This window comes from uncultured Victivallis sp. (assembly GCA_944389935.1).
Lineage (GTDB): Bacteria > Verrucomicrobiota > Lentisphaeria > Victivallales > Victivallaceae > Victivallis.
Genome location: CALXOE010000022.1, coordinates 13,002 through 38,227 on the forward strand (window position 1 = coordinate 13,002; position 25,226 = coordinate 38,227).

Here is a 25,226-nt window from a genome sequence, read left to right on the forward strand (position 1 = left end):
TCGCACCATTCCCCTCAAAATTCCGCTGAAACGGCAGAAAAAAAGCGCGGCACTGCGCCGCGCTTTTCCGGAATCACTTCAGCGGACTTTCAGCACGCCGCCGGTGTCGGCGCTGGTCGCGAGCGAGGCGTACTTCGCAAGATAGCCGGTCTTGATCTTCGGCTCGCGCGGCTGCCACTTCGCACGGCGTTCCGCAAGGACCGCCTCCGGCACGTCGAGCCGCACCGAGCGGTTCGGGATGTCGATCTCGATCATGTCGCCGGGCTCAACCAGCCCGATCAACCCGCCCTCGGCCGCCTCGGGACTCACATGCCCGATGCAGGCGCCGTGCGTCGCGCCCGAGAACCGTCCGTCCGTGATCAGCGCCACCGACGACCCGAGCCCGCGCCCCATGATGTACGAGGTCGGCGCCAGCATCTCCTGCATACCCGGACCGCCTTTCGGCCCCTCGTAGCGGATCACGACCACATCGCCCTCTTTCACCTTGCCGCCGAGAATCCCCTCGCACGCCTCTTCCTGGCTCTCGAAAATCACAGCCGGTCCGCGGTGCGTCAGCATCTTCGGATCGACGCCCGCGGCCTTGACCACGCAGCCGTTCTCGGCGAGGTTGCCGAAGAGAATCGCCAGGCCGCCTTTTTCACTGTACGGATTGTCGAGCGTGCGGATCACCGTGCCGTCCGCATCAGGCGCGGCGGCGAGCTGTTCGCCGAGCGTCCGCCCCGAAATCGTCGGCGCGGAACCATCAATGAGCCCGGGCTTCTTCGCGATCTCTTTCAACGTCGCCATGACTCCGCCGACCCGGTTGAACTCTTCAACAATGTGAAACTCTCCGCGCGAGGGAGCGAGACGGCAGATGTTCGGCGTCTCGCGCGAAATCGCGTCAAGCTCTTTCAAATCGACTTTCAGCCCCGCCTCGTTCGCCACCGCCAGCGTATGCAGCACCGTGTTCGACGAACCACCCATGGCCATGTCAAGCACGAGCGCATTGCGGAACGATTTCGGCGTCACGAAATCCCGCGCCCGCGGGGCGTCGGCCATCTTCGCAAGCTCCACGATCCGGAACGCCGCCCGCCGCCAGAATTCGATCCGCTCGGGCGAATCCGCGGCGATCGTGCCGTTACCCGGCAGCGCCAGTCCCAGCGCTTCGCAAAGACAGTTCATGCTGTTGGCCGTGAACATTCCCGAACAGGAGCCGGCACCCGGGCAGGCCGTGCATTCGAGTTCATGCAGCTGCTCGTCGTCGATCTTGCCGACCACACGGGCCGCGACCCCCTCGAAAATCGAATTCAAATCGGTGTCGTGAGCGGCGCCGGGCGTCTTGCCCGCGCGCATCGGCCCGCCGGAGGCGAAGATCGTCGGAATGTTCAGCCGCATCGCCCCCATCAGCATACCCGGGACCACCTTGTCGCAGTTCGGAATGCAGATCATCGCATCGAACGGATGAGCCGACCCCATCGTCTCGACGCTGTCGGCGATGATCTCGCGGCTCGCGAGCGAATACTTCATGCCGGTGTGGCCCATCGCAATGCCGTCGCAGACCGCGATCGTGTTGAATTCGTACGGAACGCCGCCGGCCTCGCGAATCGCCTCGCAGACGATCTCGCCGACTTTCTTCAGATGGCAGTGACCCGGAACGATGTTCGTATAGGAGTTGCAGACGCCGATGAACGGCTTTTCAAAATCCCCGTCCTTGAGCCCGGTTGCACGCATGAGACTGCGGTGCGGCGTGCGCTCGAGCCCCTGCTTCATGATATCGCTGCGCATGATGATTCTCCTTTCAATATCTGTTGCATTGTTTTAAAATAACATCCCATCGCGGGGAAAGCAATCGAATGTTCCGGATTTTTCAAACGTTCTCTTGACGTTGAGCGGGAATCAAGATATATTAAGCGGTGTTATGTTCAGGAATAAGTAAATATAAGGAAGAAAGTAGGCAGGTATGTTCGAATCGCTCAGCGATAAGCTGCATGACGTATTCCGCAAGCTGCGCGGACAAAGCACCCTCACGGAAACGAATATCACCGACGCAATGCGCGAGATCCGTCTCGCGCTCCTCGACGCCGACGTGAACACGAAAATCGTGTCGGAATTCATCGAGGCGGTTAAAAACGAATGCCTCGGCCAGGAGGTCATCAAGAGCGTGACCCCGGGCCAGCAGGTCGTCAAGATCGTCAATGACGAACTTGTGAAACTCCTCGGCGGCGGAGCGTCGGAACTCGAGTTCAAGTCGAAACCGACCGTCATCATGCTCGTCGGCCTCCACGGCAGCGGCAAAACCACCACGGCAGGCAAACTCGCCCTGCTGCTGAAACGGCAGGGGAAGAAAGTCCAGCTCGTGGCCGGCGACGTCTACCGTCCCGCCGCCATCGACCAGCTCGAAATCATCGGCCGCGAAATCGGCATTCCGGTTCACGCCGAACGCACGAGCGTGAACGTCGCGGCGATCGCGACCAATGCGGTCGACCAGGCTCGCGCGGCGGGAACCGACGTGGTCATCATCGATACGGCCGGCCGGCTGCAGATCGACGACACGATGGTGCAGGAACTCGTCCGCATCCGGCAGGCGGTGCATCCGGACGAAGTGCTGCTCGTGGCGGACGCCGCCCTCGGCCAGGAGGCGGTCTCTGTGGCGGAACACTTCCACAAGGCGCTCGACCTCACCGGTTTCATCCTCACCAAGCTCGACGGCGACGCGCGCGGCGGCGCCGCGCTCTCGATCCGCAAAGTCACGAACTGCCCGGTCAAATTCATCGGTATGGGCGAGAAACTCGACAGCCTCGAGGTGTTCTATCCGGACCGCATGGCCAGCCGCATCCTCGGCATGGGCGACGTGGTCTCCCTCGTGGAAAAAGCCGCCGCCGAAATCGACGAGGCCGAAGCGAAGAAGCTGCAGGAAAAACTGCGCGCGAACAAATTCGATTACGACGACTTCCTCGCCCAGCTGCGCCAGATCAAAAAACTCGGCGGCATGGAGAGCATTCTCAAGTTCCTCCCCGGCGGCCGCCAGCTTGCAAGCGCCATGAGTGAAGTCGATCCGCGCCATTTCATGCGCATGGAAGCGGTCATCCTCTCGATGACGAAAGCGGAACGCGCGAATCCGGAACTCATGAACTTCTCGCGCAAGAAACGCATCGCCAAAGGTTCCGGCGTCCCGGTCGAAATGGTCAGCGGACTCGTGAAACAGTTCGAGGGCATGCGCAAGATGATGAAACAGAACGGTCCGCTCGGGCGGCTTCTCTCCGGCGGTTCCCTGCCGGAAAACAACGGCGTTCCGGGCACGTTCGGCGGACTCTTCGGCGGTCCGACTCCGCTCTCGCGCAAAGAGCAGGAGAAGAAGAAACGGCTCGCCAAACTCGCGAAGAAGCAACGCGCCAAACAGCGCAAAAAACGGTAAGGAGTCAATCAGGTGTACAGTATGATCATCTCCCTGGCGGTCGGAATCCTCATCGGATTGCTGACGAGCCGGGATCTCGGAGTGACGTGGGGAATCGTCTGCGGGGTCGGCGCATTTCTGATTTCGCAGGTGATCATCATGCTCATTTTGCGGAAGAAGATCAACCGCATCCAGCTCGGCATGCAGCAGACCATGCAGGCCGCCCAGGCGCGGATCGCCCGGCAGGTGCAGAATTTTCAGCAGCGTCCCGTCGGCAGTCCGAAGATGATGCAGCAGAAACTCGAGTCGATGCAGAACGACGCTCTGCATGAGGCGCTGCGCATGACCACCGCGTTCGACCCGTTCTACCGATGGAACTGGATGCTCGCCAAACAGATCAATACGATGAAGATGCAGCTCTATTTCCAGTTGAAAGATTATGCCGCGGTCGACAAACTCCTGCCGAAATGTCTGCTCTTCGACGCTCGGTCGCTCGCGATCAAGCTCGTGCGGATGTATAAGAAAGAAGACCCGAAACTCGATACGTTCTACCGGAAGAAATGCCGCCGCTTCAAGGGGGAAGACGGCGCATTCCTGAGCTGCGTCTACGCCTGGATCAAGCTGAGGCAGGATGATTCCGCAAAGGCGCTCGCGGCACTCGTCGAAGCGAAAAAGAACTCCGACAACGCCGTGCTGCTCACCAATTATGAGAATCTGGTCAACGGCAGAAACAAACACTTTTCAAACGTCGGATTCGGTGACAACTGGTACGCGCTATACCTCGAGGAGCCGAAAGTCCGGCCGCAGAAGGTACAGCAGAGGATGTACTGAGGATCTTGAGCTCCAGAGTGGAACAGCAGTTGCAGGCGATCAGCCGCCGTTTCCGTCCACTTCTGCAGGACGGAACCCGCCCGCTCGAATTTATCGGGAGGGTTGCGGCGGAGCTGCCGGCGCTGTTCCGGAACGGGATGCGGCAGCGTGATCTGCGCTACTATCTGGATTTGTGCGGGGTGCAGGCGCTGCCGATCGTGGTTCTGATCTGTCTGCTCATGGGAATGGTCATGGCGGTGAACGGGCAGATCCAGTTCTCCAAGCTCGGGCAGGAGATTTTCGTCGCCGACGCGGTCGGCCTGATCGTGCTCAAGGAGCTCGGGCCGCTGATGGTCGCGATGGTGATGACCGGCTGGGCCGGATCGGCGTTCGCGGCGGAGGTCGGCACGATGAAACTCGACGAACAGATCAGCGCGCTTGAGACGATGGGAATCCGGCCGGAATCATTTCTCGTGTTTCCAAAACTTGCCGCGATGCTCATTTCGATGCCGATCCTCACGATTTTCGGGGATGCGGCCGGGATTCTCGGGGGGATGATCATCGGGGTCACGAGTATGAAGATCCCGCCGGTCGCGTACTGGACGAGGACACTCGAAGCGCTTGACATAACGACTTTTGTGCTCGGTGCGGCCAAGAGCATTCCATTCGCGCTGCTCATCACTTTCGCCGGTTGTTACTGCGGATTCAACGCGGCGAACAACTCGCAGGGAGTCGGGCGCGGAGCGACGAAAGCGGTGGTCTGTTCGATTTTTCTCATCGTGGTGGCGGACGTGTTCATCACGGTGTTGTACTCATTTATCGGTTACTGACGGATCGGGATTATGGATAAGAAGAGAGGAGCGGAAATCGAGGTCAAAAATCTGACCGTCGGTTACAGCGGGAAGATCGTGCTTGAAAATCTGAATTTTCAAGTCGCCACCGGCGAAATCTTCTGCATTCTCGGCGGATCCGGCTGCGGCAAAAGCACTCTTCTCAAACATATCATCGGACTCTACGAGCCGATCGCCGGAGACATTCTCATTCAGGGCGACAGCATCGTGCAGGCCGATGAGCAGCATCGCCGCGAGATCATGCGCAGGTTCGGTGTGACCTATCAGGGCGGCGCACTCTTCAGCTCGATGAGCGTCGCCGAAAACGTCGCACTGCCGCTCGAGGAGTACACGCGACTCACTCCGAAGGAGATCGCGGCAACCGTCGAGGAAAAACTCCGGCTCGTGGATCTCGCCGGTTTCGGGGATTACATGCCGGCGGAACTCTCCGGGGGCATGGCCAAGCGGGCGGGACTTGCGCGCGCGCTCGCGCTGAATCCGAAGCTGCTCTTCTTCGATGAGCCGTCCGCAGGACTCGACCCGATCACGTCGGCGGAACTCGACCGGCTGCTCATGCGGCTGCGCGACCGGTTCGGCGCGACGATCGTAGTCGTCACGCACGAGCTCGACAGTGTCTTTACGATTGCGGATCGGATCATCATGCTCGACAAGCAGACGAAATCGATCGTGGCGAACGGTCCCCCCGCCCTGCTGCGCGACACTTCACCGAATGAGAAAGTGCGCGCATTCCTGACCAGAGACGGGCTTAAAGCGGCCGGAACGGGCGGCCGCGCATAAGAGAGGAGCGGAACGATGGCAAACGATTCCATGCAGAAAATCAAACTCGGACTCTTCGTCACCGGAGGGATCGTACTGTTTGTGGCGATCCTTTTTTTCCTCGGGATGACCGATATTTTCACGAACAAGGCGACGGTGCAGACCTGTTTCAGCGAATCGGTGCAGGGGTTGACGGTCGGTTCGGCGGTGAAGTATCGCGGCGTGCCGATCGGCAGCGTGACCAAGATCTCCATCCGCGTTCCGGACAAGCTCGTGCAGGTGGACATGGCCGTGGAGCTGCGCCACTTCGTTTCGGCCGGCAACCACGGACAGCAGCGGAGCGACTTCCGGAACTTCTTCCGCTCCGAGCTTGAGCAGGGGATGCGCTGCCGACTCGAATACGCCGGAATCACCGGCATGCGTTACATCGACTTCGACTATTATGCGACGCCGGGCGAAACGCTGCCGGAACCTCCGGTGGGGATTCCCGATGCGGGAGCGCTCTACATTCCGGCCGTACCGTCGCCGTTCCGGGACATTCTCAAGGCGATCGGGACGTCGCTCGACCGCATTTCCCGCATTCGGTTCGAGGAGATTTCGGACGGGCTTGAGCGGAGTTTGTCCGAACTCTCCGGACTGCTCTCGGATCCGGCGCTCAAGTCGACCATCGCGCGGATCAACGAGGCCTCGGAGAATCTCGAACTCGGCAGCCGCACGATCTCGCGCGTCTTCAGCGAAGAGCGGCTGAACCGGCTCATGGGTCTCCTGGAGGAGGATCTCGAGAAAGTCAACCGTCTGACCGAACAGCTCATCTCCGAAACCCGGGATGCGAAGATTCCCGAGAGCACCTCCGCATTCCGGGAGGCGTCGAACGCGATCACGTTCAGCCAGGATGAACTCGCAAACACGTTGACCAAACTGAATCAGACGCTCGACGCCCTGACCGAACTGGCAGATTCACTCTCCGCAGATCCGAGTTCGGTCGTTTCCGGCAAGAAGAAACCGCAACTTCGACTGGAGAAGATGGACCGATGACTCCGAATGAAATCAAACAGAAGATCAGGGCGATCATGCAGCAGGAGCCCCGCTTCTCAGAGGAGGCGTACGCATTCGTCGCCAATGCAGTGACATTTACGGTCGGGCGCCTGCCCTCCCACCGCCACGTTTCGGCGCTCGAGCTTCTCGGCGGCGTTCACGATTATGCGAAACAGGAGTTCGGGGTGCTCGCGTATGAGGTGCTTTATGAATGGGGGATCCGCAGCGCCTCCGACGTCGGCAGGATCGTCTATCTTCTGATCGGATCCGGACTGCTTTCGGCCTCGAAAGACGATGCGCCGGAGGATTTCGAGGTGGATTTCAAACTCGCGGATCCGCCCGCCCCGCCCGGAACGGCGCAGGCGCCCCCGAAGATCGATTGAGGCCGCCAGACGGCCGACCGGAAGTGAGGAGTGATGAAATTTTATCGAAACGTACAGTCACGCACGCTGGAAAACGGCGTTCAGATCTTTGTCTTTCCCCAGCCGGGAACGGCGGTTGAAGTCGAGTGCTTCATCCGGACCGGCAGCATTCACGAGGGGGAATATCTCGGATACGGTCTCTCTCACTTCCTCGAACACATGCTGTTTCAGGGCTGCCGCGATTATCCCGGAACGGCGGCGGCCGATGCGGTCGATCGTCTCGGCGGCTCAATGAATGCCTACACCAGTTACGATCACACCGCCTATCACGCGAATCTCGCGGGGCGGCATCTGCCGGAAGCGGTGCGGATTCTCTCGCACATGGTTCGTTTTCCGGAGTTTCCCGAAGCGCGTTTTGCCGAAGAGCGCGAAGTGATTCTCCGCGAAGAGGAGATGGGGCGCGACAACCCCGACCGACTGCTCTACAATCACCTGAACGGTTCGATCTTCCGCCATCATCCGCTGCGCCACCCGATCATCGGATACCGGGAACTCATTGCGAAAGTCTCACGCGGAATCATGGCCGATTATTACGAAAAACGCTACACGCCGGAACGCTGCTTCTGGGTCATCGTCGGCGATGCGGATCCGGAACGCGCCTGCGATCTCGTCGAGAGCGAAATGGGCGACTGGGAGAGAGCGTATTTGTCGGAAGCCGCGATCCCGCCGGAACCGGCGCAGTGCGTCGCCCGCAGCGAAAACTTCTCCTTTGCCGATCCGCTTGCGAGGCTTGCGGTCGGCGTCCGGATTCCGGAGATCTCCCACGCCGATGTGGCCGGCTGCGACGTGCTCGCCGGCATCCTCGGAATGGGCGACGGCTCGCGGCTCGTGCGCGCACTCGAACTCGACCGGCAGCTCGCCGTGACGCTGCGCAGTTTCAGTTACAGTCAGGGCGCGGGGGGACTGCTCGCGGTCACGGCGGCGACGCCGCCGGAGAAGCTCGATCGACTCGAAGCCGCCCTGATGCGCGAACTCGACGCAATCCGCAACGGCGCGCTCACGCGGGCCGAGGTCGAACGGGAAAAGACGCAGCAATACGCCGATCACCTGCGCGAACTGCGCAGCATCCGGGAAATCGCCGCGAACATCGGCGGCGGCGTGATTGCGAACGGCGCACCCGATCTCAGCGACGCCTATCTCGAACAGCTCGGGCGTCTCACGCTCGACGATCTCAACCGGATCGCCGCGACCTATCTTTCGCCCGAGCGTTTCTGCGTCGTCCGGCAGATTCCGGGAGGTCGGAAGCGGAACATCGTACGCAAATCGAGCCCGCTCCGGACCGGACCCGAACTCACGCCGCTCGACAACGGCGCCCGGCTCGTGACGCTCGCCGACCGGCGGCTGCCGCTCGTGGATTTCGCACTGACGCTGCCGGGCGGGACGATCTTTGAATCGCGGGAAACCGGCGGAATCTCCGCTCTGGCAGCCGATCTTCTGAATGCGGGCGCGGGGAAGTGGTCGGAGAGCGCACTGCTGACCCGTCTCGACGCGGGCGGCGCAAACTTCTCGGTCAACGCCGGCTTGAACTCATTCACGATCGAATGCACGTTCCCGCGCCGCCATCGCGCGGCGGTTTTCCAGCTTCTCAAGGCGATCGTCTCCGCGCCGGCTTTCGGACAGTCGGAATTCGACCGCGAAAAAGCGAACCGCCTCGAACTGCTCAAGAGCCGGGAACTCTCTCCGCGCGCCGCAGCCGAGGACCGCTGCCGCAAACTGCTGTTCGGCTCTCACCCCTACGCATGGGGGACGACCGGGACGATCGAACAGCTTGCGGACATCACGCGCGACCGGCTCGCGGAATTCTACTTCTCCCGGCTCGTGCCGGAGCAGGCCATTTTCGGCTGGAGCGGCGACTGTTCCCGCGCCGAAGCCGCGGAGTGGACGGATGAACTGTGCGCGGCAATCCCGTGGCGGCACACCGGAATCGAGCTGCCGCAGCCTCCTGAATTCCCGACCGTCCCGCAATTCGAGACGATCCCGCTGCCGCGCGAACAGACGATGGTGCTCTGCGCCCTGCCCGGACCGGCCCTGAACGGCGAAATGCTCTCCATGTGTGAGATTCTTTTTCAGGCGGAAAATGGTCTCTCGAGTCCCGTATTCAAGCTCGTGCGTGAGGAGAATTCGCTCGCGTATTCGACTGGAATGCGGCTCTGCGGCGGATTTCATCCGGGCTGGCTTCTCTTCTATGCGGTGACGACGGCCGAGAGCGCCAGGCGCGCACTCTCTCTGCTGGAAACTGAGATCCGACGTCTCGCGGAACACGGTCTGACGCCGGAAGAGTTCAATTCCGCCCGTGAGGGAGCGGCTTTCGCGGCGGCGCGCGGCGCCGAATCGACCGGCAGTCTGCTGATCTCCTCGCTGCTCTCCCTCCATTACGGCAGGCCGCTGGAGGAGAGTTTGAATCACGAAGCGGAGCTGCGGGCGATCCCGCGCGAGGAGTTCCAGAAAACGCTCAAGCCGTATCTCTCGAATTCCGCCACGGTCCGGATCTTTGCCGGAAAACTCACAAATGCCAAGGAGCTTCTCTCATGAAGAACATTCCCGGAATCGAATCCTCCGCGCTGGTCGTCGTCGACCTGCAGACAAAACTCACCGGTGTGATGGACCGCTATCCCGCCGTGCAGGAGCGGGCCCGGATCATGCTTCAGGGTGCCGCGGCCCTCGGACTCGACGTAATTGCGACCGAACAGTACCCATCGGGACTCGGGCCGACCGTCCCCGAAATCGCGGAACTCCTGCCGCCGGGGTGCGTTCCGATCGCAAAAACCGGGTTCTCGGTCTTTGCTGAACCGGCTTTCCGGAGCGCTCTGAAAGCCAAGCCGAAAACCACCCTCATTCTGCTCGGAATCGAAACCCACGTCTGTCTGCTTCAGAGCGTGTACGATGCCTTGAACGACGGGTATCAGGTCATCGTCTGCGCCGACGCGGTCACAAGCCGCCGCGCCGAAAACCGCGAACTTGCACTTGCGGCGATGCGCGCGGCAGGCGCGGATATCCTGCCGGTCGAATCGATCCTGTTCCTGCTGTTGCGCGACGCCCGGCATCCGGCATTTAAAACCATTTCAAAGCTGATCCGATGATGAAACGACTTCTTCTTCTGCTGCTTCTGTCCGTTCTGGCCGCCGGCTCCGCTTTCGCGGGGACGATCTCGCTCGAACCCGGGACACCGGTTTTCCGCACGGCGGAGATGCCGGGCGAAGTCATCGCCGTGGCGGCAGAGCCGACCGTGCTCGAGACGACCGGTCAATCCCGGCTTTTCCTGATCCGGTCCCATCCGCTCGCACGGTACTTCCGGATGACGGAGGTCCGTCTTCCGGACGGCAGAACCGGTTACGTTCACCCCGCGGCGTTGCTTCATCCGGATGGACAGCTTGAGGTCGGGAACGTCGTGGAATTCTGGCGCTATCCGCTCGCGGCGCTCCTCGGCGGCGCGCTCGCCGCGCTGCTCGTCATTCTCTGGAAACGGCGCAGAGAACCGGATCCGTGGCGGTGGGTCGAACTCGGGCTCGTCCCGATACTGCTGCGCATGTTCCTGCTCATCCTGCTGGTCAACCGGGCGCAGAACATCATCGCCTCCCCCGCAGACGAGCCCGGATATTACATGAATCTGCTCGGAATCCTGAACTGGGATTTCTCTGAACGGTGGCACTTCACCGTCGGGACCTCGCTCTTCTATCTCCCGTTTGAACTGCTCTCCGGCACCAGGAATCTGATCGACATCATGATTCCGCTCTCATGGGTCGAGGGATTCGTCATCGCCCCCTGCTCACTCTGGCTCGGCTATGTCATCGGGCGAAAACTGACCGGAAGCGACATCAAGGCATCTCTCGCAATGCTCGGATGGGCGATTCTCCCGTTCATCTGGCACCACCAGCCGGATTTCACGGAACGATTCTTTATCGCGTTTTTTGAATTTCCGAGCGCGGAGTTCACCTATCGCCACTACATCAACCTGATCGGCTGCGGTTTCTCGGCCATGAGCGACACGCCGTCGACCTGTCTCATGCTCACGGTGTTCGCGCTGCTCATCTGCCGGAGGGCATCGTATCGGACGGCGGCCGCGGCGGCGTTTCTCTTCGGAGTTGCCTGCCTTTTCCGGATCAACAATATCATGTTTGTCCCGGCCATCGGCGCAATCTGCCTCGTGTACCGCCCGGAATATTTCCGGAACGTGCGGGAAACCGTCCGCTACGCGCTGCTCGGCGCGCTCGCGTTTCTGATCGGCTTCCTCCCGCAGATGCTGGCGAACTGGAAATTCTTCGGCAATCCGCTGAAATTCTCCTACACCAACTACGCCGAGGGAGCCCACACTTATGTGGACTGGATTTTCGTCGAGCTCAACAGCATGTTCTATGCGACGGTCAACCAGCTGCTGTGGATTCCCGCGATTCTCGCGCTCTTCTTCCTGCGGGATCGGAAACTGCGGCTGGTTCTCGCGCTGTGGGCGATTCCGGTCATTTTCTTCTTCTTCGGATACAGCCACGGAACCGACGATCCAGTCCGCTTCATCCTGACGACCTACCCGGCGCTGTTCCTCGCGGTCGCCGCAAGCAATGTCTGGGAAAGACTCAAGCCGCGCGACTTCCTGTGGACGATTCCGCTCCTCGCGGGCTGGATTCTCTGCATCCCGAACGCGGCATACGGCCGTTACGACTGGTATCTCTCCGCCCCGTACCGGATGCTCTGGCGGCTCGGCGACTTTTCATGGATCACGCTCGCGGGAGTTGCCGCCATGGCCGTCGGAATCGTCATGATCGGCCGGAAAAGCAGAAAGACCGCCGCATTTCTCACCGTCTGCAGCGTGCTCTATCTCTTCGGGAACGGCTACTGGCTCGTGCTCGGATTCGTCGCAGTGCTGATCTGCGCGGTGCGGGATGCGTTCATTCTCTTCCGGCAGCGCCGGAGCGGGAAACCGGAAGAGCCCCCGCTCCCCTCAGCCGCTCCGGTCAGATGAACTCCCGGACCTCGCCGAGACAGATCAGATTGTTCGTTTCACGCGCGGGAGAGTTTTTCGAGAGCATGACGATTCTCTCCTCCGGAAGCAGCCGCTTCTCATCAATCAGGCGGCGCGCGGTCTCGTGACCGAGTTCGACCATGCCCTCGATGAACTCATTGTATTCGGCGTAGACACCATAAACCAGCGCAAGCTGACGCACCACATGCCAGCGGTAGGAAAATGCGTAAATCGGAACAAGCGGGCGGTAAGCCGCACAGCAGCGTGCCGATTTGCCCTCGCCAGTGTTGCAGACGATCGCCTGCAGATCCAGCGCTTCCGTCGCACCGACGGCGGCCCGGATCATGAAATCATACTCGCGGTCGCCGTCGGTATCGACGCCGTCGATCTCATTGAAAAATCCGCGGGAAGACTTCTCCGCCTCCTCGACGATCCGGGTCATCATGCTGACCGCCTCGACCGGATAACGCCCCTGCGCAGTCTCGCCGGAGAGCATGACCGCGTCGGTTCCGTCGTAAACCGCGTTCGCGACATCGTTCACTTCGGCACGGGTCGGCAGCGGACTCTCCTCCATGCTCTGGAGCATCTGTGTGGCCGTGATGACCGGCTTGCCCGCCCGGCGGCTGGAACGGATCAACTCTTTCTGAATCAGCGGAACCTCTTCGAGCGGGATTTCGATCCCGAGGTCGCCGCGGGCGACCATGATGCCGTCAGCCGCAGCCAGAATCTCCGCAATGTTCCGCACCCCCTGCCGATTCTCGATCTTCGCGATGATCCGGCACGGGCTGCCGCCCGCGTCGAGAAGAGAGCGCACCGCCGCCACATCCTCCGCATTCCGGACGAACGAGTGGGCGATGTAGTCGATCTCATGCCGAATCACGTAATCGACGAAACGCCGGTCTTTCTCCGTGAGCGTCTCGGCGTGCAGCTCCACGTCGGGGACATTGACGGACTTGTGATTTTTCAGCACCCCCTCGCGGGCCGCCTCGCACTTGAGCACGGAGTGTTCCCGCGCCAGCACAAGCAGTTCGAGTGCCCCGTCGTCGCAGACGATCCGCGCCCCGGGCGGCACCTCTTCGGCAAACGCCGGATAGTTGACCAGCACCACCCCGGGTCCTGCGGCCGCCGGATCACCCGTCACGTCGATCCGCTCCCCTTTCGCAAGCGCGACCGGAGATTCGACGTTGCCGGTCCGGATGTTCGGCCCTTTCGTGTCGACCATGATCGCGATCTTGTCCGACACCTGCCGCACGAGCGCAACAGCCCGCTCCAGCTCCAGGACCTCCATGTGCGCAGTGTTGAACCGGACCACATCCATGCCGTTCTTGTAAAGCGCCATAAGCAGTTCCGGCGTACAGGTCGACGCATTCACCGTCGCGACGATTTTCGTGAATTTCATTCTCGATTCTCTCCTCTCTTTCCCGAACGTCATTTCCAATAGAGGAAATGGCGTCCGAACCGCTCAAACGCGGCTCTCTCCAACTCTTCACGGCACTCAGGGTGCGCAATGCTGATCAGCAGCCGCGCCCGCTGCTGAAGCGGTTTCCCGTAAAGATCGACGATTCCGTATTCGGTCGCGACAAAGTGCACCCGGCTGCGCGGCGTAACGACTCCCGCCCCGGGATCGAGCACCGGAACGATCTTGCTGACCCCTTTCGTCGTGCGCGACGGCATCGCAATGATCGGCCGCCCCCCCTCGGACCGGGAAGCTCCGTAGATGAAGTCGAGCTGCCCTCCCACTCCGGAATACATGCGCATCCCGAGCGAGTCGGCGCACACCTGCCCGGTCAAGTCGATCTGAATCGCAGAGTTGATCGCCACGACTTTCGGGTTGCGTGCAATGCGGAACGGATCATTCGTGTACGCGGCCTCGCGCATGCGCACCATCGGATTCCGGTCGACGAAGTCGTAAACCCGGCGCGACCCCATCAGAAACGACGCGACGATTTTCCCGCGGTCGATCCGTTTGCGCGAACCATTCACCACCCCCGCCTCAACCAGCGGCAGAAGCCCGTCCGCAAACATTTCAGTATGAATGCCGAGATCTTTCCGGTCCGAAAGCTGCGAGAGCACCGCGTTCGGAATCGCGCCGATTCCGAGCTGCAGGCAGGAACCGTCCTCGACGAGTTCCGCGCAGTTGCGGCCGATCGCCCGTTCAATCTCATTCGGCAGCGCAAAGTGGGTTTCTTCGAGCGGAGAATCATCTTCCACAAGGTAATCGATCCGGTCAAGATCGATCTCCCCGTCACCGTAAGTATAAGGCATGTTGCGGTTCATGACCGCAATGACGAGTTTCGCCGTTTCGATCGCGGCGGGAGCCACGTCGACCGAGATTCCGAGCGAAACCCGCCCGTGCCGCCCCGGCGGCGAAACCTGAATCATCGCCACGTCACATCCGACCACCCCGTCACGGATCAACCGCGGCGTGTCGTGCAGCGAAATCGGAATGTAATCGGCCGCGCCGCGCTGAATCTGGCGCCGCATATTTTCGCCGATAAAGAACGACTCCGAGCGGAAAACACCCTCAAATTCAGGTGCCGCGTAATCCTCCGTCCGCCCGGTGTGGATGTGGCGCAGCGTCACGTCACGCAATACCCTCTTGCGTCCCCGCGCACACAACGCCTCCACGAGAAGCCGCGGAACGGAATCGGAGCTGCCGAGATAAATCGACGCCCCGGAATCGATCGCCGCCACAGCCTCCGCCGCAGATACGACAGACGGATTCCTGCCCATTCGCCTCCTTCAGTTCCCGGAGCTTTTATGCGTCGACGATCGCGAACATCAGCGTGATCTGGAAGACGACCTTATCGCCGACCTTGATGCAGCCGGTTCCCTTGCCGAACCGCCCTTTCGCCGGCGGCAGTTCAATATCCACGATCAGCTGGTCGCCCGGATAGACCGGCTCGAAAATCTCCGCCCGGTCGATCGACATGAAGTAACCGAGCTTCCCCTCGTTGCCCGGACGCGCCAGTACGAGCGCGCAACCCGACTGCGCCGTGATCTCGCACAGCAGCGACTCCGGCATGACCGCGTAATCCCCGGCCTGTGAGAAGATCTCCTCGTTTCCGGTCAGATTTTTCACCGCAAACACGTGATCTCCCTCGATCCGCGCGATGTAGTCGATGAACAGAAACGGATAACGGTGCGGAATCAGCGACTTGATTTTCTCGACATCCATCGGGGTCGCATCGCACTTGTCGAACTCGTTGTGCAGTTCCGGCATGGCGGTCGGACCGTTCTTCGGCCGGATCGCGAGCGTGATCTTCGCCTCGCAGGTAAGTCCGCCGTTGTTCGAGGTCTGCGCTTTCACGACCGCCTCGCCGTTCTCAACGGAGAGGATCTCGGCCTCGACCTTGACCCGGTCGCCGGGGTTGTTCGGACGGCGGAACTTCACTTTCTCCACCACCCGCATGTAGACGTCGAACTCTCCGGCGGGATCGAGCTGCGGACGCACCGCAAGCTCGCCGAGCTGTTTCATCGCCTCGAGCTGCAACACCCCCGGCATGATCGCATGCCCCGGGAAATGGCCCTGGAAGAAATTCTCATTGATCGAGAGATTCTTCAACCCGACAAACTTCGTATCGGAAACCTGCTCCGCCCGATCGAGCATCAGCATCGGATAGCGCTGCGGCAGAATTGCGCGGATTTCCCGGAGACTGTAAAACTTACCCATTCTTTTTCCTCTGTCTGTTTTCTTAAGCGTTGTTCGCAGCCATGATTTCGCGCTGGAGCAGCCCGGCGAGTTCGACGTTCTTCGGATGCCCCGGCTTGACCGCGATGACTGTCCCGGTGATCCGGCAGCCGGAGAGGTAAAGGTCTCCGACCACGTCGAGAATCTTGTGCCGGACAATCTCGTTCGGATAACGCAGCGCTTCCTTGCAGATGATCGCACCGTCGTGGATGATCGCCGCCGCGTCGAGACTGCCCCCTTTCACGAGCCCCATCGCCAGAAGCTGCTGCAGATCGCGGAAATCGACGAACGTCCTCCCGCCCGCAATCTCCGTCTCATAAGCCTCCGGATCCGTCGCGGTGAATTCGTAGAACTGCGGATCGATCGGACAGCCCGCGAAACTCGTCGTGCAGACGATCCTCAGCACATCCCCCGGCACGATCACGAGCCGCGTGTGCCCACCCTCGACGTAGAGCGGCTTCGACGGCGTGAACACTCTGGCCTCAGCCTCCTGCTGAACTATGCCTGCTTCGCGCACCATCCGGCAGTACGGCAGCGAACTGCCGTCGCCGATCGGCGGCTCCATGCCGTCCATCTCCACGATGCAGTTGTCCACGTGGAACGCATGCAGAGCCGACATGATGTGCTCGACCGTGAACACCACGGCATTCCCGCTCGCAATCGTGGTACCACGCCGCACGTCGACCACATTCGACGCGAGTGCCCGCACCTCGGGCTTACCCGGCAGGTCGACCCGCCGAAATACGATCCCGGTATTCTCGGGAGCGGAGTGAATCCGCACCCGGGAGCGGGCGCCGGAGTGCAATGCGATCCCTGAATATTCGGCCGAATTGACAACTGTCTGCTGTTTTTCCATCGAATCATCCGTTTTCAAGATTGATTTTTTCGCTTCACGGGCATAATATAATACGCAAAACCGCTTTTGTACAACTTTTTGCAAGGATTTATGGCTGAAAAAATCAAAACTGTTGTCATCACCGGCCCGACCGCGACCGGTAAAACCGCTCTGGCCGTGAAACTCGCGCGCCTCTTCCCGGCGGAAATCGTCAGCGTCGATTCGCGCCAGGTCTACCGGGGGATGGATATCGGGACCGGCAAGGACCTCGACGAATACGGCGAAGTTCCGTACCACCTCATCGACATCGCCGATCCGCAGCGTGAAGTCTACAACCTCGCACGCTTCCTGCGCGACGCCTACCGCGCCATGTGGGAGATCGCCGCACGCGGCAAACTGCCGATTCTCTGCGGAGGGACCGCACTCTACCTCGCCGCGCTCATCGACGGTTATCACCTCCCCGGCGGCGCGCTCCCGCCGCGCGAAAAGGGGATGCCCCGCATCCGCCAGAACCCGGAAAACGAACCATCGTTCGAGCCGCCTTTCGAGCTTGATGCGCTGCTGCTCGGCGTCTATTTTCCGCGCAGCGAGGTCCACGCCCGCATCGAAGCGCGGCTCGACAGCCGCCTCACCGACGGACTCGTCGATGAAGTGAAACACCTGCACGAGCTCAACGAAGTCTCCTGGGAACAGCTCGAATTCTTCGGGCTCGAATACCGGGAAGTCTCACGCTACCTCAAAGGGGAATGCACGCTCTCGGAAATGCGCAACACACTGCTCGCCCGCATCCGCCAGTTCGCGAAGCGGCAGGATATTTTCTTCCGGAAACTCGAACGTGAGGGACATAAGATCCACTGGCTCAAGGCCGGGCGCGATCCCGATCCATGTGCGCTCATCGAAGCGTTTCTGAACGGAGAGCCCCTGCCGGAACCCGCTTTCCGGCTCTGCAACATCGACTACGGGAAAAAGTGAGCGTCCATTCACCGCCAGAGGCGGTTGACCGCTTCGAGCGCCACGCGCAGTTCCGGCAGATACGGATGCCAGAGCTTCTCGTATTCGAGCGTGACCAGCCCCGTGTAGTCGGCCTCTTCGAGCAGCTCAAGCAACTCTCCGACCGGCAGATCCCCCTCCCCGGGGACGGTGGCGACGAGTTTGCCGTCGGCATCGATGCGACTGTCTTTCACATGGACGTCGACGACATGCCCGGCCAGCATCGCCCAGCTGTCCGCAAACGTCTCCCCCGCAAAACGGCAGGTGTGGTGCGCGTCCCAGATCACCGGCAACGCCTCGCCGAGCTCTTCAAAGAGTTTCCGGCAGCGCGCGGCCGAGCTGAAGCCGTCATGCGTCTCCAGGGCAAGCTGCGACCGGAGTCCGAGCGACCGGAACCAGTCGAGATTCCGCCGCGCGGTCTCCGTCTTATCCTCGCGGAACTCTTCGCGAAAATCGAAGCCGCCGAACACCCGCAGATACAGCACACCCGCCTCGTCCGCCAGACGCCCGAGCGCCTCAAGTTCCTCCCGGTCGTTTTCGACCGCGGCCAATCCAAATGAACTGCCGAACACCCGGATCCGCCCCTCCTGCGCGAGTTTTACGAGCAAGGCGCGCTTCTCCGGCGCGGCGAACACCCGCGGCAGCTGAATCGAGTCCTCCACGGCCCGGAGCTCCAGATAACGGAAATCGAACTCGTCCGCCAGCGCAACCGACTCCGCGAGCGTGTTCGCGGGGCAGCCGAGCGTCGAAAATCCCCACTTGAAATTCCGCATGTCAATCCCCTTTCTATTCCGCCTGTCGCCGAACTTTCGTCACGGTTTCGTTTCGGTCGGACGGGCGATGAGCACCGCAACGCCGCCGAACGAACTCTCCGCCCGCCGCGCCAGCGCCTCCCCCTGCAGAAAAATCGCCGTGGAAAGCCAGTCCGCCAACTGCGCCGACGGCGCGATCACCGTCACCGAATGCCTCCCCTGGGTCGGGCGGCCCGTCACCGGATTCATGATGTGCCCGTACTGCACACCGCCGATCGTCACAAACCGCTCGTAATCCCCGCTGGTCGAGAGCGAAACATTGCACAACTCCAGCGTCTCGTCCAGCAGCTCACTCTTGTTTTCCGGATTTCTCACGCCGACTCGATAGGCGCTCTTCCCGGGCGGCGGCTCCGGAAACAGCCGCAGATTGCCGCCGAGATTGATGACTCCACGCCGGATTCCGAACTTCGAGACCGCTTCAAACGCCCGGTCGACGGCGTAGCCTTTGGCAATTCCTCCCAGATCGAAACTCATCCCCCGCACCGTGAATTTCACGCTCCGGTCGTCGTCGTTGAAGATCACCTTGTTCAACCCGACCCGGGACTGCGCCTCGGCGATCTCAAGCTCCGTCGGCAGCGAGTCTCCCCGCTTGCGGTAAAACCCCCAGAGATCCATCAGCGGCTTCGACGTGATGTCGAACGCACCATCCGAAAACGCATACGCTTTCCGCGACTCCAGCAGCAGACTCCAGAGCTCCGGCGAACAGACGAACGGCTTATCCGCCGCCGTCGCGTTCAATCGGGAAAGCTCACTCTCGGGATCGTAGATGTTGCAGAGATCCGTCACCTCATCGAAAACGGCAGTCACGGCGTCCGCCGCATTTTGCGCATTCTCCGGCGACGTGAAAAACGTGAGCTCCGCCACGGTCCCCATCACCGGAAACATCCGGTCAAATCGCGCGTTCCGCTCCGATACCCGCTGCAACAGCTGAAGCACCAGAAGCATCATCCCCGCCAGCAGCAGCAGCGCGAGCGCGATTCCGAACCGTGTGCGGCTCCCCATCATTCTACGCTTTCTCCACCAGAATCCGGCACTCCGCGCCGTTCACGTCGGTCTCGACTCCGGCGGCAGCCTCCCCCGACACCAGCTCCAGAGCCAGCGTCTCTTCACAGATATATGCGCGGTTCGACTCGACGGCCGCGCTCCATTTCTCCGGAACTCGGTATTCAATCCGGATCCGGTCGACCACATCGAGCCCGCTCTCCTTGCGCAGATTCTGGATCTTGCTCACGAATTCGCGCGCAAATCCCTCCGCCTCCAGCTCCGGCGTCAGCTCAGTCGCAAGCGCGATCGTGATTCCGTCCCCGCTCGCGGCTACCAGCCCCGGCTTCTCCTCGCGCTGAACGACAAGATCCGCTGCGGAAATCTCCGCGGTCGTCCCGTCTGCCAGCACAAGGCGGTACGGTTTTCCGGCGAGAATTTCGCCGATCTCGCGCCCCGTGAACGCCTGGATCTTCGCGGCCGCCTCTTTCATGTTCTTCCCGAGACGGCTGCCGAGCACTTTGAAGTTCGCTTTCGCGGAACGCTTCACCAGCGCCTCTTCGTCATCGCAGAATTCCACCTGCTTCACATTCAGCTCCTCGGCGATGATCCACGCAGTCTCCTCGAGCATTTTGCGCGATACGGCGTCCGGCGCGGCCAGAACCGCCTTCGCGAGCGGCTGGCGCACTTTCAAATTGTTCGCCGTCCGCAGGAAGCGTCCCGACGAAACCGCCGACATCGTCAGCTCCATCTGCCGCTCGAGATATTCATCGCGGCTCGCAGCATCCGGTTCCGGATAGTCGCACAGATGCACCGACTCCGGCATCTCCGCCGTCCGCAATACCCGATAGATCGCCTCGGTCGTAAACGGGATGAACGGCGCCGCCGTCTTCGCAAAGGTCAGCAGCACATAATGCAGCGTCGCATACGCCTCTTTCTTGTCCGCATCGTCGCTCGATTTCCAGAAACGGCGGCGACTCCGCCGGATGTACCAGTTCGTGAGATCGTCGATGAACCGGCTGAACCGGTTCGCCGCTTTCTGCAGATTGTACGCATCCATCTCGGTACGGATCTCCTCGACCATCTGCGACGCGGAGGAGAGAATCCAGCGGTCCAGCACGTTCGCAGGCTTCACGGGCGCTTTCACCTCACCCGCAGCCGGCTCGTATCCGTCCACATTCGCGTAGGTCACGAAAAACGCCAGCGCATTCCACATCGGAATCATGATCCCGCGCAGCACCTCGCGCACCCCCGCCTCCGAAAATTTCAGATCTTCGGCGCGCACCACCTGCGATCCGAGCAGGAAAAGCCGCAGCGCATCCGCGCCGCAGCGGTCGATCACATCCATCGGATCGGGATAGTTCCGCAACCGCTTGGACATCTTCTGCCCGTTCTCCGCCAGCACAAGCCCGTTCACCACCACGTTCCGGAACGGCGGCTTGTTGAAGAGCGCCGACGCCAGAACCACCAGCGTATAGAACCACCCGCGCGTCTGGTCGAGCCCCTCGGCAATGAAGTCAGCCGGGAAATTCTCCTCGAAATGCTGCTTGTTCTCGAACGGATAGTGCTGCTGCGCATACGGCATCGAACCGGATTCAAACCAGCAGTCGAACACCTCCGGCACCCGCTTCAGCGGCGACTTGCCCGTCGGCGAGGGAATCTCGATCTTGTCGATGAAGTGCTTGTGCAGATCTTCGACTTTCCGCCCCGAGAGTTTTTCCAGTTCGGCGGCACTCCCGACCACGATCACTTCACCCTCGGCGTTGCGCCAGATCGGCAGCGGAGTGCCCCAGTAACGGTTGCGGCTGATCGCCCAGTCGCGCGCATTCTCGAGCCACTTCCCGAACCGGCCGTCGCGCAGGTGCGACGGCACCCAGTTGATCGTGCGGTTGTTCGCGATCATCTTATCCTTGATCGCCTCGACTTTCACGAACCAGGTCGAGATCGCGCGATAAATCAGCGGACCGTCGTCCCGCCAGCAGTGCGGATAACTGTGCTTGATCTGGCCGCGGTGGATGAGCTTGCCCTCTTCTTTCAACCGCTGGATGATCTCCTTGTCCACCGACTTCACCGGACGCCCCGCGTAATCGGGAACCTCCGCCGTGAAACGGCACTCCTCATCGATCGGACACACCTCCGGAAGTCCGGCGGCCTTGCAGACCGCGTTGTCATCCTCGCCGAATCCCGGCGCGGTGTGCACGATTCCGGTGCCGTCCTCCGTGCTCACGAAAGAGCCGCCCAGCACTTGGAACGCCCCCTCGGCCGCAAGATCGGCGAAGTAGTTGAACAGCGGCTCATACCGCCGCCCGATCAGTTCGGCACCCTTGCCGCGCCAGACGATCTCCGGCGTTTCGCGATAGTATGCGCCGAGACGGCTTTCAGCCAGATAGTAAAAGTCCTCTCCGTCTTTGACTTTCACATAGTCGATCTCCGGCCCGACCGTCAGCGCGAGATTCGACGGCAGTGTCCACGGCGTCGTCGTCCACGCGAGGAAGTAGGCGTTCTCCTCGTCTTTCACCCGGAACCGCAGCGTGATCGCGGGATCAACCACATCCTTGTACCCCTGATTCGCCTCGAAATTCGACAGCGGCGTCGCGCAGCGCGGGCAGTACGGCAGGATCTTGTACCCCTCGTAGACCAGCCCCTGATCCCACAGCGTCTTGAATACCCACCAGATCGACTCCATGAAACTGCGGTCCATCGTCCGATAGCCGTTCCGGAAATCGACCCAGCGGCCCATGCGGTTCACGACTTTTTCCCACTCGGCGGTGTAGCGCAGCACGATCGAGCGGCACGCCTCGTTGAACTTGTCGATGCCGTAGGCCTCGATGTCGCGCTTGCTGCTCAAATGGAGCTGTTTCTCCATTTCGTTCTCAACCGGAAGCCCGTGACAGTCCCAGCCGAACCGCCGCTCGACGTAGTTGCCGCGCATGGTCTGATAACGCGGCACAACGTCCTTGATCGTCCCGGCCAGCAGATGGCCGTAGTGCGGCAGCCCGGTCGCGAACGGCGGCCCGTCGTAAAACACGAACTCCCGCCCGCCCCGACGCTGATCGAGCGATTTCTTGAAAATGTCGGAACGCTGCCAGAAGTCGAGAATTTCGCACTCCAGCTCCGGAAAATGAACCTGATTCGAGATGTTTTTGAAAGCCATTTTGGGATCACCCGTCTATTTTAAAAGATTCAAAACAATTTTTCAGATGCGCCTCGGAGAGCTTCGCGGAGAAGCGGCTGCCGATCACCAGCGCCAGCACCGAAAGCGGCAGCGAGTAAACCAGCGAATCCACATAAGGCCACGGAAACGCCGAAATCAGCTCGCCGCGCCCGAACAGCGCCTGGCAGATGCCGAGTGCCGCCGACTCCTTGCGGTGCAGAAACAACAGCCCGAAAAGGCTCGCCCCCACCCCGACCGAGATCGAGAGCCACACACCGAAACGGGTCGCCCCGCGCCAGTAGAGCGCCGCACAGTAGGCCGGCAGAAACGCCGCCGCGCAGACTCCGAAGAAAATCGCCGTCCCGCGCGCAATGATGCCGGGCGGCAGCACGATCCCGAGGATCACGCTGACCACGATCCCGAATATCACCCCCAGCCGCGTGACGAGAACACTGTCGCGCTTCACACTCGAGAGATTGCGGAACAGATCGTGCCCGATCGCAGATCCGGTCACGTGGAAAAGCGAACTCAACGTCGACATCGCCGCCGAAAGCAGCGTCAGAGAGAACACATAGAGCACCACCGGCGGCAGCGCCTGCCGGATGAAGAGCGGTATGATGAGGTCCGGATTCCCGCCCGCCGCTTCAATCGCGAGTTTTCCCGAGATCCCCTCGGCGATCCCCTTGTCGGCATGGTAGAAAAAGACATTCGACAACGCCCCGACCATGTAGGCCGCCCCCGCCGTGCAGAGGATGAAGACCGAGCCGATCACCACCGCGCGGTTCAGCTCCCGCGTGCTCTTGACCGTCATGAAACGGACCGCCAGCTGCGGCTGCGCGAGCGCGCCGATGCCGACCCCGAGCATGAGACTCGACACGAGCGTCCACCACCAGACCGAGTTGAACTTCGGCATCGAAGTCCACCCCTGATGACCGAGTGCCGCCTCAGCCGGAAGCCGCTCCGCCACCAGCGGCGCCATATCCGTCAACGCCTGATGCGCGCTGACCACTCCGCCGAGCTTCCAGTAACACATCACGAGCAGCGAGAGCATCCCCGCGATCATGACCGTCCCCATCATCGCATCGACGTACATGACCCCCTTGAGTCCGCCGAAAACCACGTAGAGCGCCACGATCACCGCGAAGATCCCGAGCGCCCAGCCGTAGTCGATCATCATGACCTCCTGCAGAAACCGCGCTCCGCCGATCAGCACCACGCTCGAATAGAGCGGCATGAAGAGGAAGATGATCGCCGCGAGAAAAACCTTGAGGTATTGCGAGTCAAACCGCCGCCCCATGAATTCCGGAAACGTGTGAGCGTCGAGCGCCAGCCCGATGCGGCGCGTCCGCGGCCCGAAGAAGATGAACGCGACCACGATCCCGATCGCAATGTTCATGAAAACCAGCCACATGAGACCCATGCCGAACTGCCCGGCGACCCCGCCGAATCCGACCAGAGCCGAGGTGCTGATGAACGCCGCACCGTAACTCATGGCCATGACGAACGGATTGACCGAACGGCCCGCAAGCAGATAATCCTTGTTCGAGGCGGTCTTCCGGAATCCGCGGTAACCGAGGTAACCGACGATGAGCATGTATACGACGATCAGAGCGCCGAGAATCCATACATTCATGCCGCTTTCCGCGGCGGCTGCCGCGGCGGACGCGAACAGAGTCATTGCCGCTCCTCCGCGATTCTGCGGCGGCGGGCCCGGGAGCGGCGACGTGCCCGCATCAGGGCCTCCTCCCGGCGCGGATCCGATCCCCGATTCCAGTTCACGCTCCCGTAAACAACCCCGAAAAGCGTGATCCCGAGACAGCCCGCCAATGCGGCAACGATCTGCAAGTCACCCAGTCCGAACATCTTATTTCTCCGCCTGATTTAGGATTACAAAAGAATGAGCGGACGAGTAACCGCACTCGCCCGCTCTCATATATCGACAAAAATCCGGAAAACGGATCTTACGCTTTTTCGTAATTGCCGGTGCGGATGCAGCGCGTGCACATCTTGACGGTCTTGACCGTCCCGCCGGCGTTGATCTTGACATTCTGAAGATTGACTTCAAAAGTGCGCTTCACATTCTTGACGACGTGCATACCGATGCCGCCGGCTTTCTTGGCCAGACCCTTGCGGGTGATGCAGCCGCCGTTGGCCTTGGTTTTCCCGCACATTTCGCAGACTTTGCTCATTTTGTTCCTCATTTCCCCGGCCCGAACCACAGACGGGCGGCCGGCTTCTATCGTTAAACCTGACTTTATATTCAATAAAAATGGTGGGTTGACCGGGACTCGAACCCGGGACCACCGCCTTAAAAGGGCGATGCTCTACCGACTGAGCTATCAACCCACCGGAAAACCGATGGCAACAGCTCCTTAAGATATCTTCTCTTTTGCATTTTGCAAATGATTTCCGGAATTTTTTTCAAAAAAAAACGAACTTTTTCTCCAAAACGGTTTTTTTACCGCCCGAAACTTGACTTTTCCGCAAGTTGGTATATAGTGAGTACCAGAAGGCAGGTCATACTCGGAATAAGATATGCATCGGGCTCTCTTTTGAGCTTAT

At 60.9% G+C, this 25,226-nt stretch carries 21 protein-coding genes and 1 tRNA gene; 10 read left to right on the forward strand and 12 right to left on the reverse strand.

Going from position 1 to position 25,226, the window contains the following annotated elements; translation table 11 throughout:
- Window positions 1-78 precede the first annotated feature (78 nt).
- Complete coding sequence (gene ilvD, locus Q0J85_RS08215) at window positions 79-1,764, reverse strand: dihydroxy-acid dehydratase (RefSeq protein ID WP_294480201.1); 1,686 nt, start codon at window positions 1,762-1,764, stop codon at window positions 79-81.
- A gap of 175 nt (window positions 1,765-1,939) precedes the next feature.
- On the opposite strand from ilvD, the gene ffh reads away from it, so the two are divergent.
- The 9 genes from ffh to Q0J85_RS08260 are packed head-to-tail and all read left to right on the forward strand — an operon-like array spanning window position 1,940 to window position 12,201.
- A complete protein-coding gene (ffh, locus tag Q0J85_RS08220; protein ID WP_294480205.1) occupies window positions 1,940-3,394 on the forward strand; it encodes a signal recognition particle protein in 1,455 nt (484 codons plus the stop codon).
- A 12-nt stretch (window positions 3,395-3,406) separates the two neighbouring features.
- Window positions 3,407-4,204, forward strand: coding sequence for a hypothetical protein (locus tag Q0J85_RS08225; RefSeq protein WP_294480207.1), 798 nt, complete (start codon window positions 3,407-3,409; stop codon window positions 4,202-4,204).
- Between the two features lie 5 nt (window positions 4,205-4,209).
- Entirely contained in the window at window positions 4,210-5,013 is an 804-nt protein-coding gene (locus Q0J85_RS08230; protein WP_294480210.1) for an ABC transporter permease, read from the forward strand.
- A gap of 12 nt (window positions 5,014-5,025) precedes the next feature.
- Entirely contained in the window at window positions 5,026-5,811 is a 786-nt protein-coding gene (locus tag Q0J85_RS08235; RefSeq protein ID WP_294480212.1) for an ABC transporter ATP-binding protein, read from the forward strand.
- 15 nt (window positions 5,812-5,826) lie between these two features.
- Window positions 5,827-6,825 (forward strand): MlaD family protein, encoded by a 999-nt coding sequence (locus tag Q0J85_RS08240; RefSeq protein ID WP_294480215.1) that lies wholly within the window; start codon window positions 5,827-5,829, stop codon window positions 6,823-6,825.
- Window positions 6,822-7,208 carry a Minf_1886 family protein gene (locus Q0J85_RS08245; RefSeq protein ID WP_294480217.1) on the forward strand — a complete coding sequence of 129 codons (387 nt, stop codon included), beginning with the start codon at window positions 6,822-6,824 and terminating at the stop codon, window positions 7,206-7,208. The genes Q0J85_RS08240 and Q0J85_RS08245 overlap by 4 nt, the downstream gene beginning before the upstream one ends.
- Window positions 7,209-7,241: 33 nt before the next feature.
- Window positions 7,242-9,779, forward strand: a complete 2,538-nt coding sequence (locus Q0J85_RS08250; protein WP_294480219.1) for a pitrilysin family protein — start codon at window positions 7,242-7,244, stop codon at window positions 9,777-9,779.
- A complete protein-coding gene (locus Q0J85_RS08255) occupies window positions 9,776-10,327 on the forward strand; it encodes an isochorismatase family protein (protein ID WP_294480221.1) in 552 nt (183 codons plus the stop codon). Before Q0J85_RS08250 ends, Q0J85_RS08255 begins: the two co-directional genes overlap by 4 nt.
- Complete coding sequence (locus Q0J85_RS08260; RefSeq protein ID WP_294480223.1) at window positions 10,324-12,201, forward strand: hypothetical protein; 1,878 nt, start codon at window positions 10,324-10,326, stop codon at window positions 12,199-12,201. The genes Q0J85_RS08255 and Q0J85_RS08260 overlap by 4 nt, the downstream gene beginning before the upstream one ends.
- On the opposite strand, the gene pyk is transcribed toward Q0J85_RS08260, so the two are convergent.
- Genes pyk through lpxC form a run of 4 tightly spaced genes read right to left on the reverse strand, consistent with a single transcriptional unit; the run spans window position 12,194 to window position 16,748 of the window.
- Entirely contained in the window at window positions 12,194-13,600 is a 1,407-nt protein-coding gene (pyk, locus tag Q0J85_RS08265; RefSeq protein ID WP_294480226.1) for a pyruvate kinase, read from the reverse strand. The genes Q0J85_RS08260 and pyk overlap by 8 nt on opposite strands.
- 29 nt (window positions 13,601-13,629) lie before the next feature.
- Window positions 13,630-14,934 (reverse strand): acetyl-CoA hydrolase/transferase C-terminal domain-containing protein, encoded by a 1,305-nt coding sequence (locus Q0J85_RS08270; protein WP_294480230.1) that lies wholly within the window; start codon window positions 14,932-14,934, stop codon window positions 13,630-13,632.
- Between the two features lie 25 nt (window positions 14,935-14,959).
- On the reverse strand, window positions 14,960-15,874 hold the full coding sequence (fabZ, locus tag Q0J85_RS08275; protein ID WP_294480233.1) for a 3-hydroxyacyl-ACP dehydratase FabZ: 915 nt from the start codon (window positions 15,872-15,874) through the stop codon (window positions 14,960-14,962).
- A 22-nt stretch (window positions 15,875-15,896) separates the two neighbouring features.
- On the reverse strand, window positions 15,897-16,748 hold the full coding sequence (lpxC, locus tag Q0J85_RS08280) for a UDP-3-O-acyl-N-acetylglucosamine deacetylase (RefSeq protein WP_294480235.1): 852 nt from the start codon (window positions 16,746-16,748) through the stop codon (window positions 15,897-15,899).
- Between the two features lie 90 nt (window positions 16,749-16,838).
- On the opposite strand from lpxC, the gene Q0J85_RS08285 reads away from it, so the two are divergent.
- On the forward strand, window positions 16,839-17,699 hold the full coding sequence (locus tag Q0J85_RS08285) for a tRNA (adenosine(37)-N6)-dimethylallyltransferase MiaA (protein ID WP_294480236.1): 861 nt from the start codon (window positions 16,839-16,841) through the stop codon (window positions 17,697-17,699).
- Window positions 17,700-17,707: 8 nt separating this feature from the next.
- Here Q0J85_RS08285 and Q0J85_RS08290 read toward each other — a convergent pair whose 3' ends face one another.
- From Q0J85_RS08290 to Q0J85_RS08320, 7 genes are all read right to left on the reverse strand, one after another.
- A complete protein-coding gene (locus tag Q0J85_RS08290) occupies window positions 17,708-18,490 on the reverse strand; it encodes a TIM barrel protein (protein WP_294480238.1) in 783 nt (260 codons plus the stop codon).
- A gap of 39 nt (window positions 18,491-18,529) precedes the next feature.
- On the reverse strand, window positions 18,530-19,534 hold the full coding sequence (locus Q0J85_RS08295) for an FAD:protein FMN transferase (RefSeq protein ID WP_294480240.1): 1,005 nt from the start codon (window positions 19,532-19,534) through the stop codon (window positions 18,530-18,532).
- A gap of 1 nt (window position 19,535) precedes the next feature.
- A complete protein-coding gene (gene ileS / locus Q0J85_RS08300) occupies window positions 19,536-22,664 on the reverse strand; it encodes an isoleucine--tRNA ligase (RefSeq protein ID WP_294480241.1) in 3,129 nt (1,042 codons plus the stop codon).
- Window positions 22,665-22,671: 7 nt separating this feature from the next.
- Window positions 22,672-24,342 (reverse strand): sodium:solute symporter, encoded by a 1,671-nt coding sequence (locus Q0J85_RS08305; RefSeq protein ID WP_294480243.1) that lies wholly within the window; start codon window positions 24,340-24,342, stop codon window positions 22,672-22,674.
- Window positions 24,339-24,527, reverse strand: a complete 189-nt coding sequence (locus Q0J85_RS08310; protein ID WP_294480245.1) for a symporter small accessory protein — start codon at window positions 24,525-24,527, stop codon at window positions 24,339-24,341. Before Q0J85_RS08310 ends, Q0J85_RS08305 begins: the two co-directional genes overlap by 4 nt.
- A gap of 98 nt (window positions 24,528-24,625) precedes the next feature.
- Entirely contained in the window at window positions 24,626-24,853 is a 228-nt protein-coding gene (rpmB, locus tag Q0J85_RS08315; protein WP_294480247.1) for a 50S ribosomal protein L28, read from the reverse strand.
- A gap of 81 nt (window positions 24,854-24,934) precedes the next feature.
- Window positions 24,935-25,010: transfer RNA gene (locus Q0J85_RS08320), tRNA-Lys, on the reverse strand.
- Window positions 25,011-25,226 lie beyond the last annotated feature (216 nt).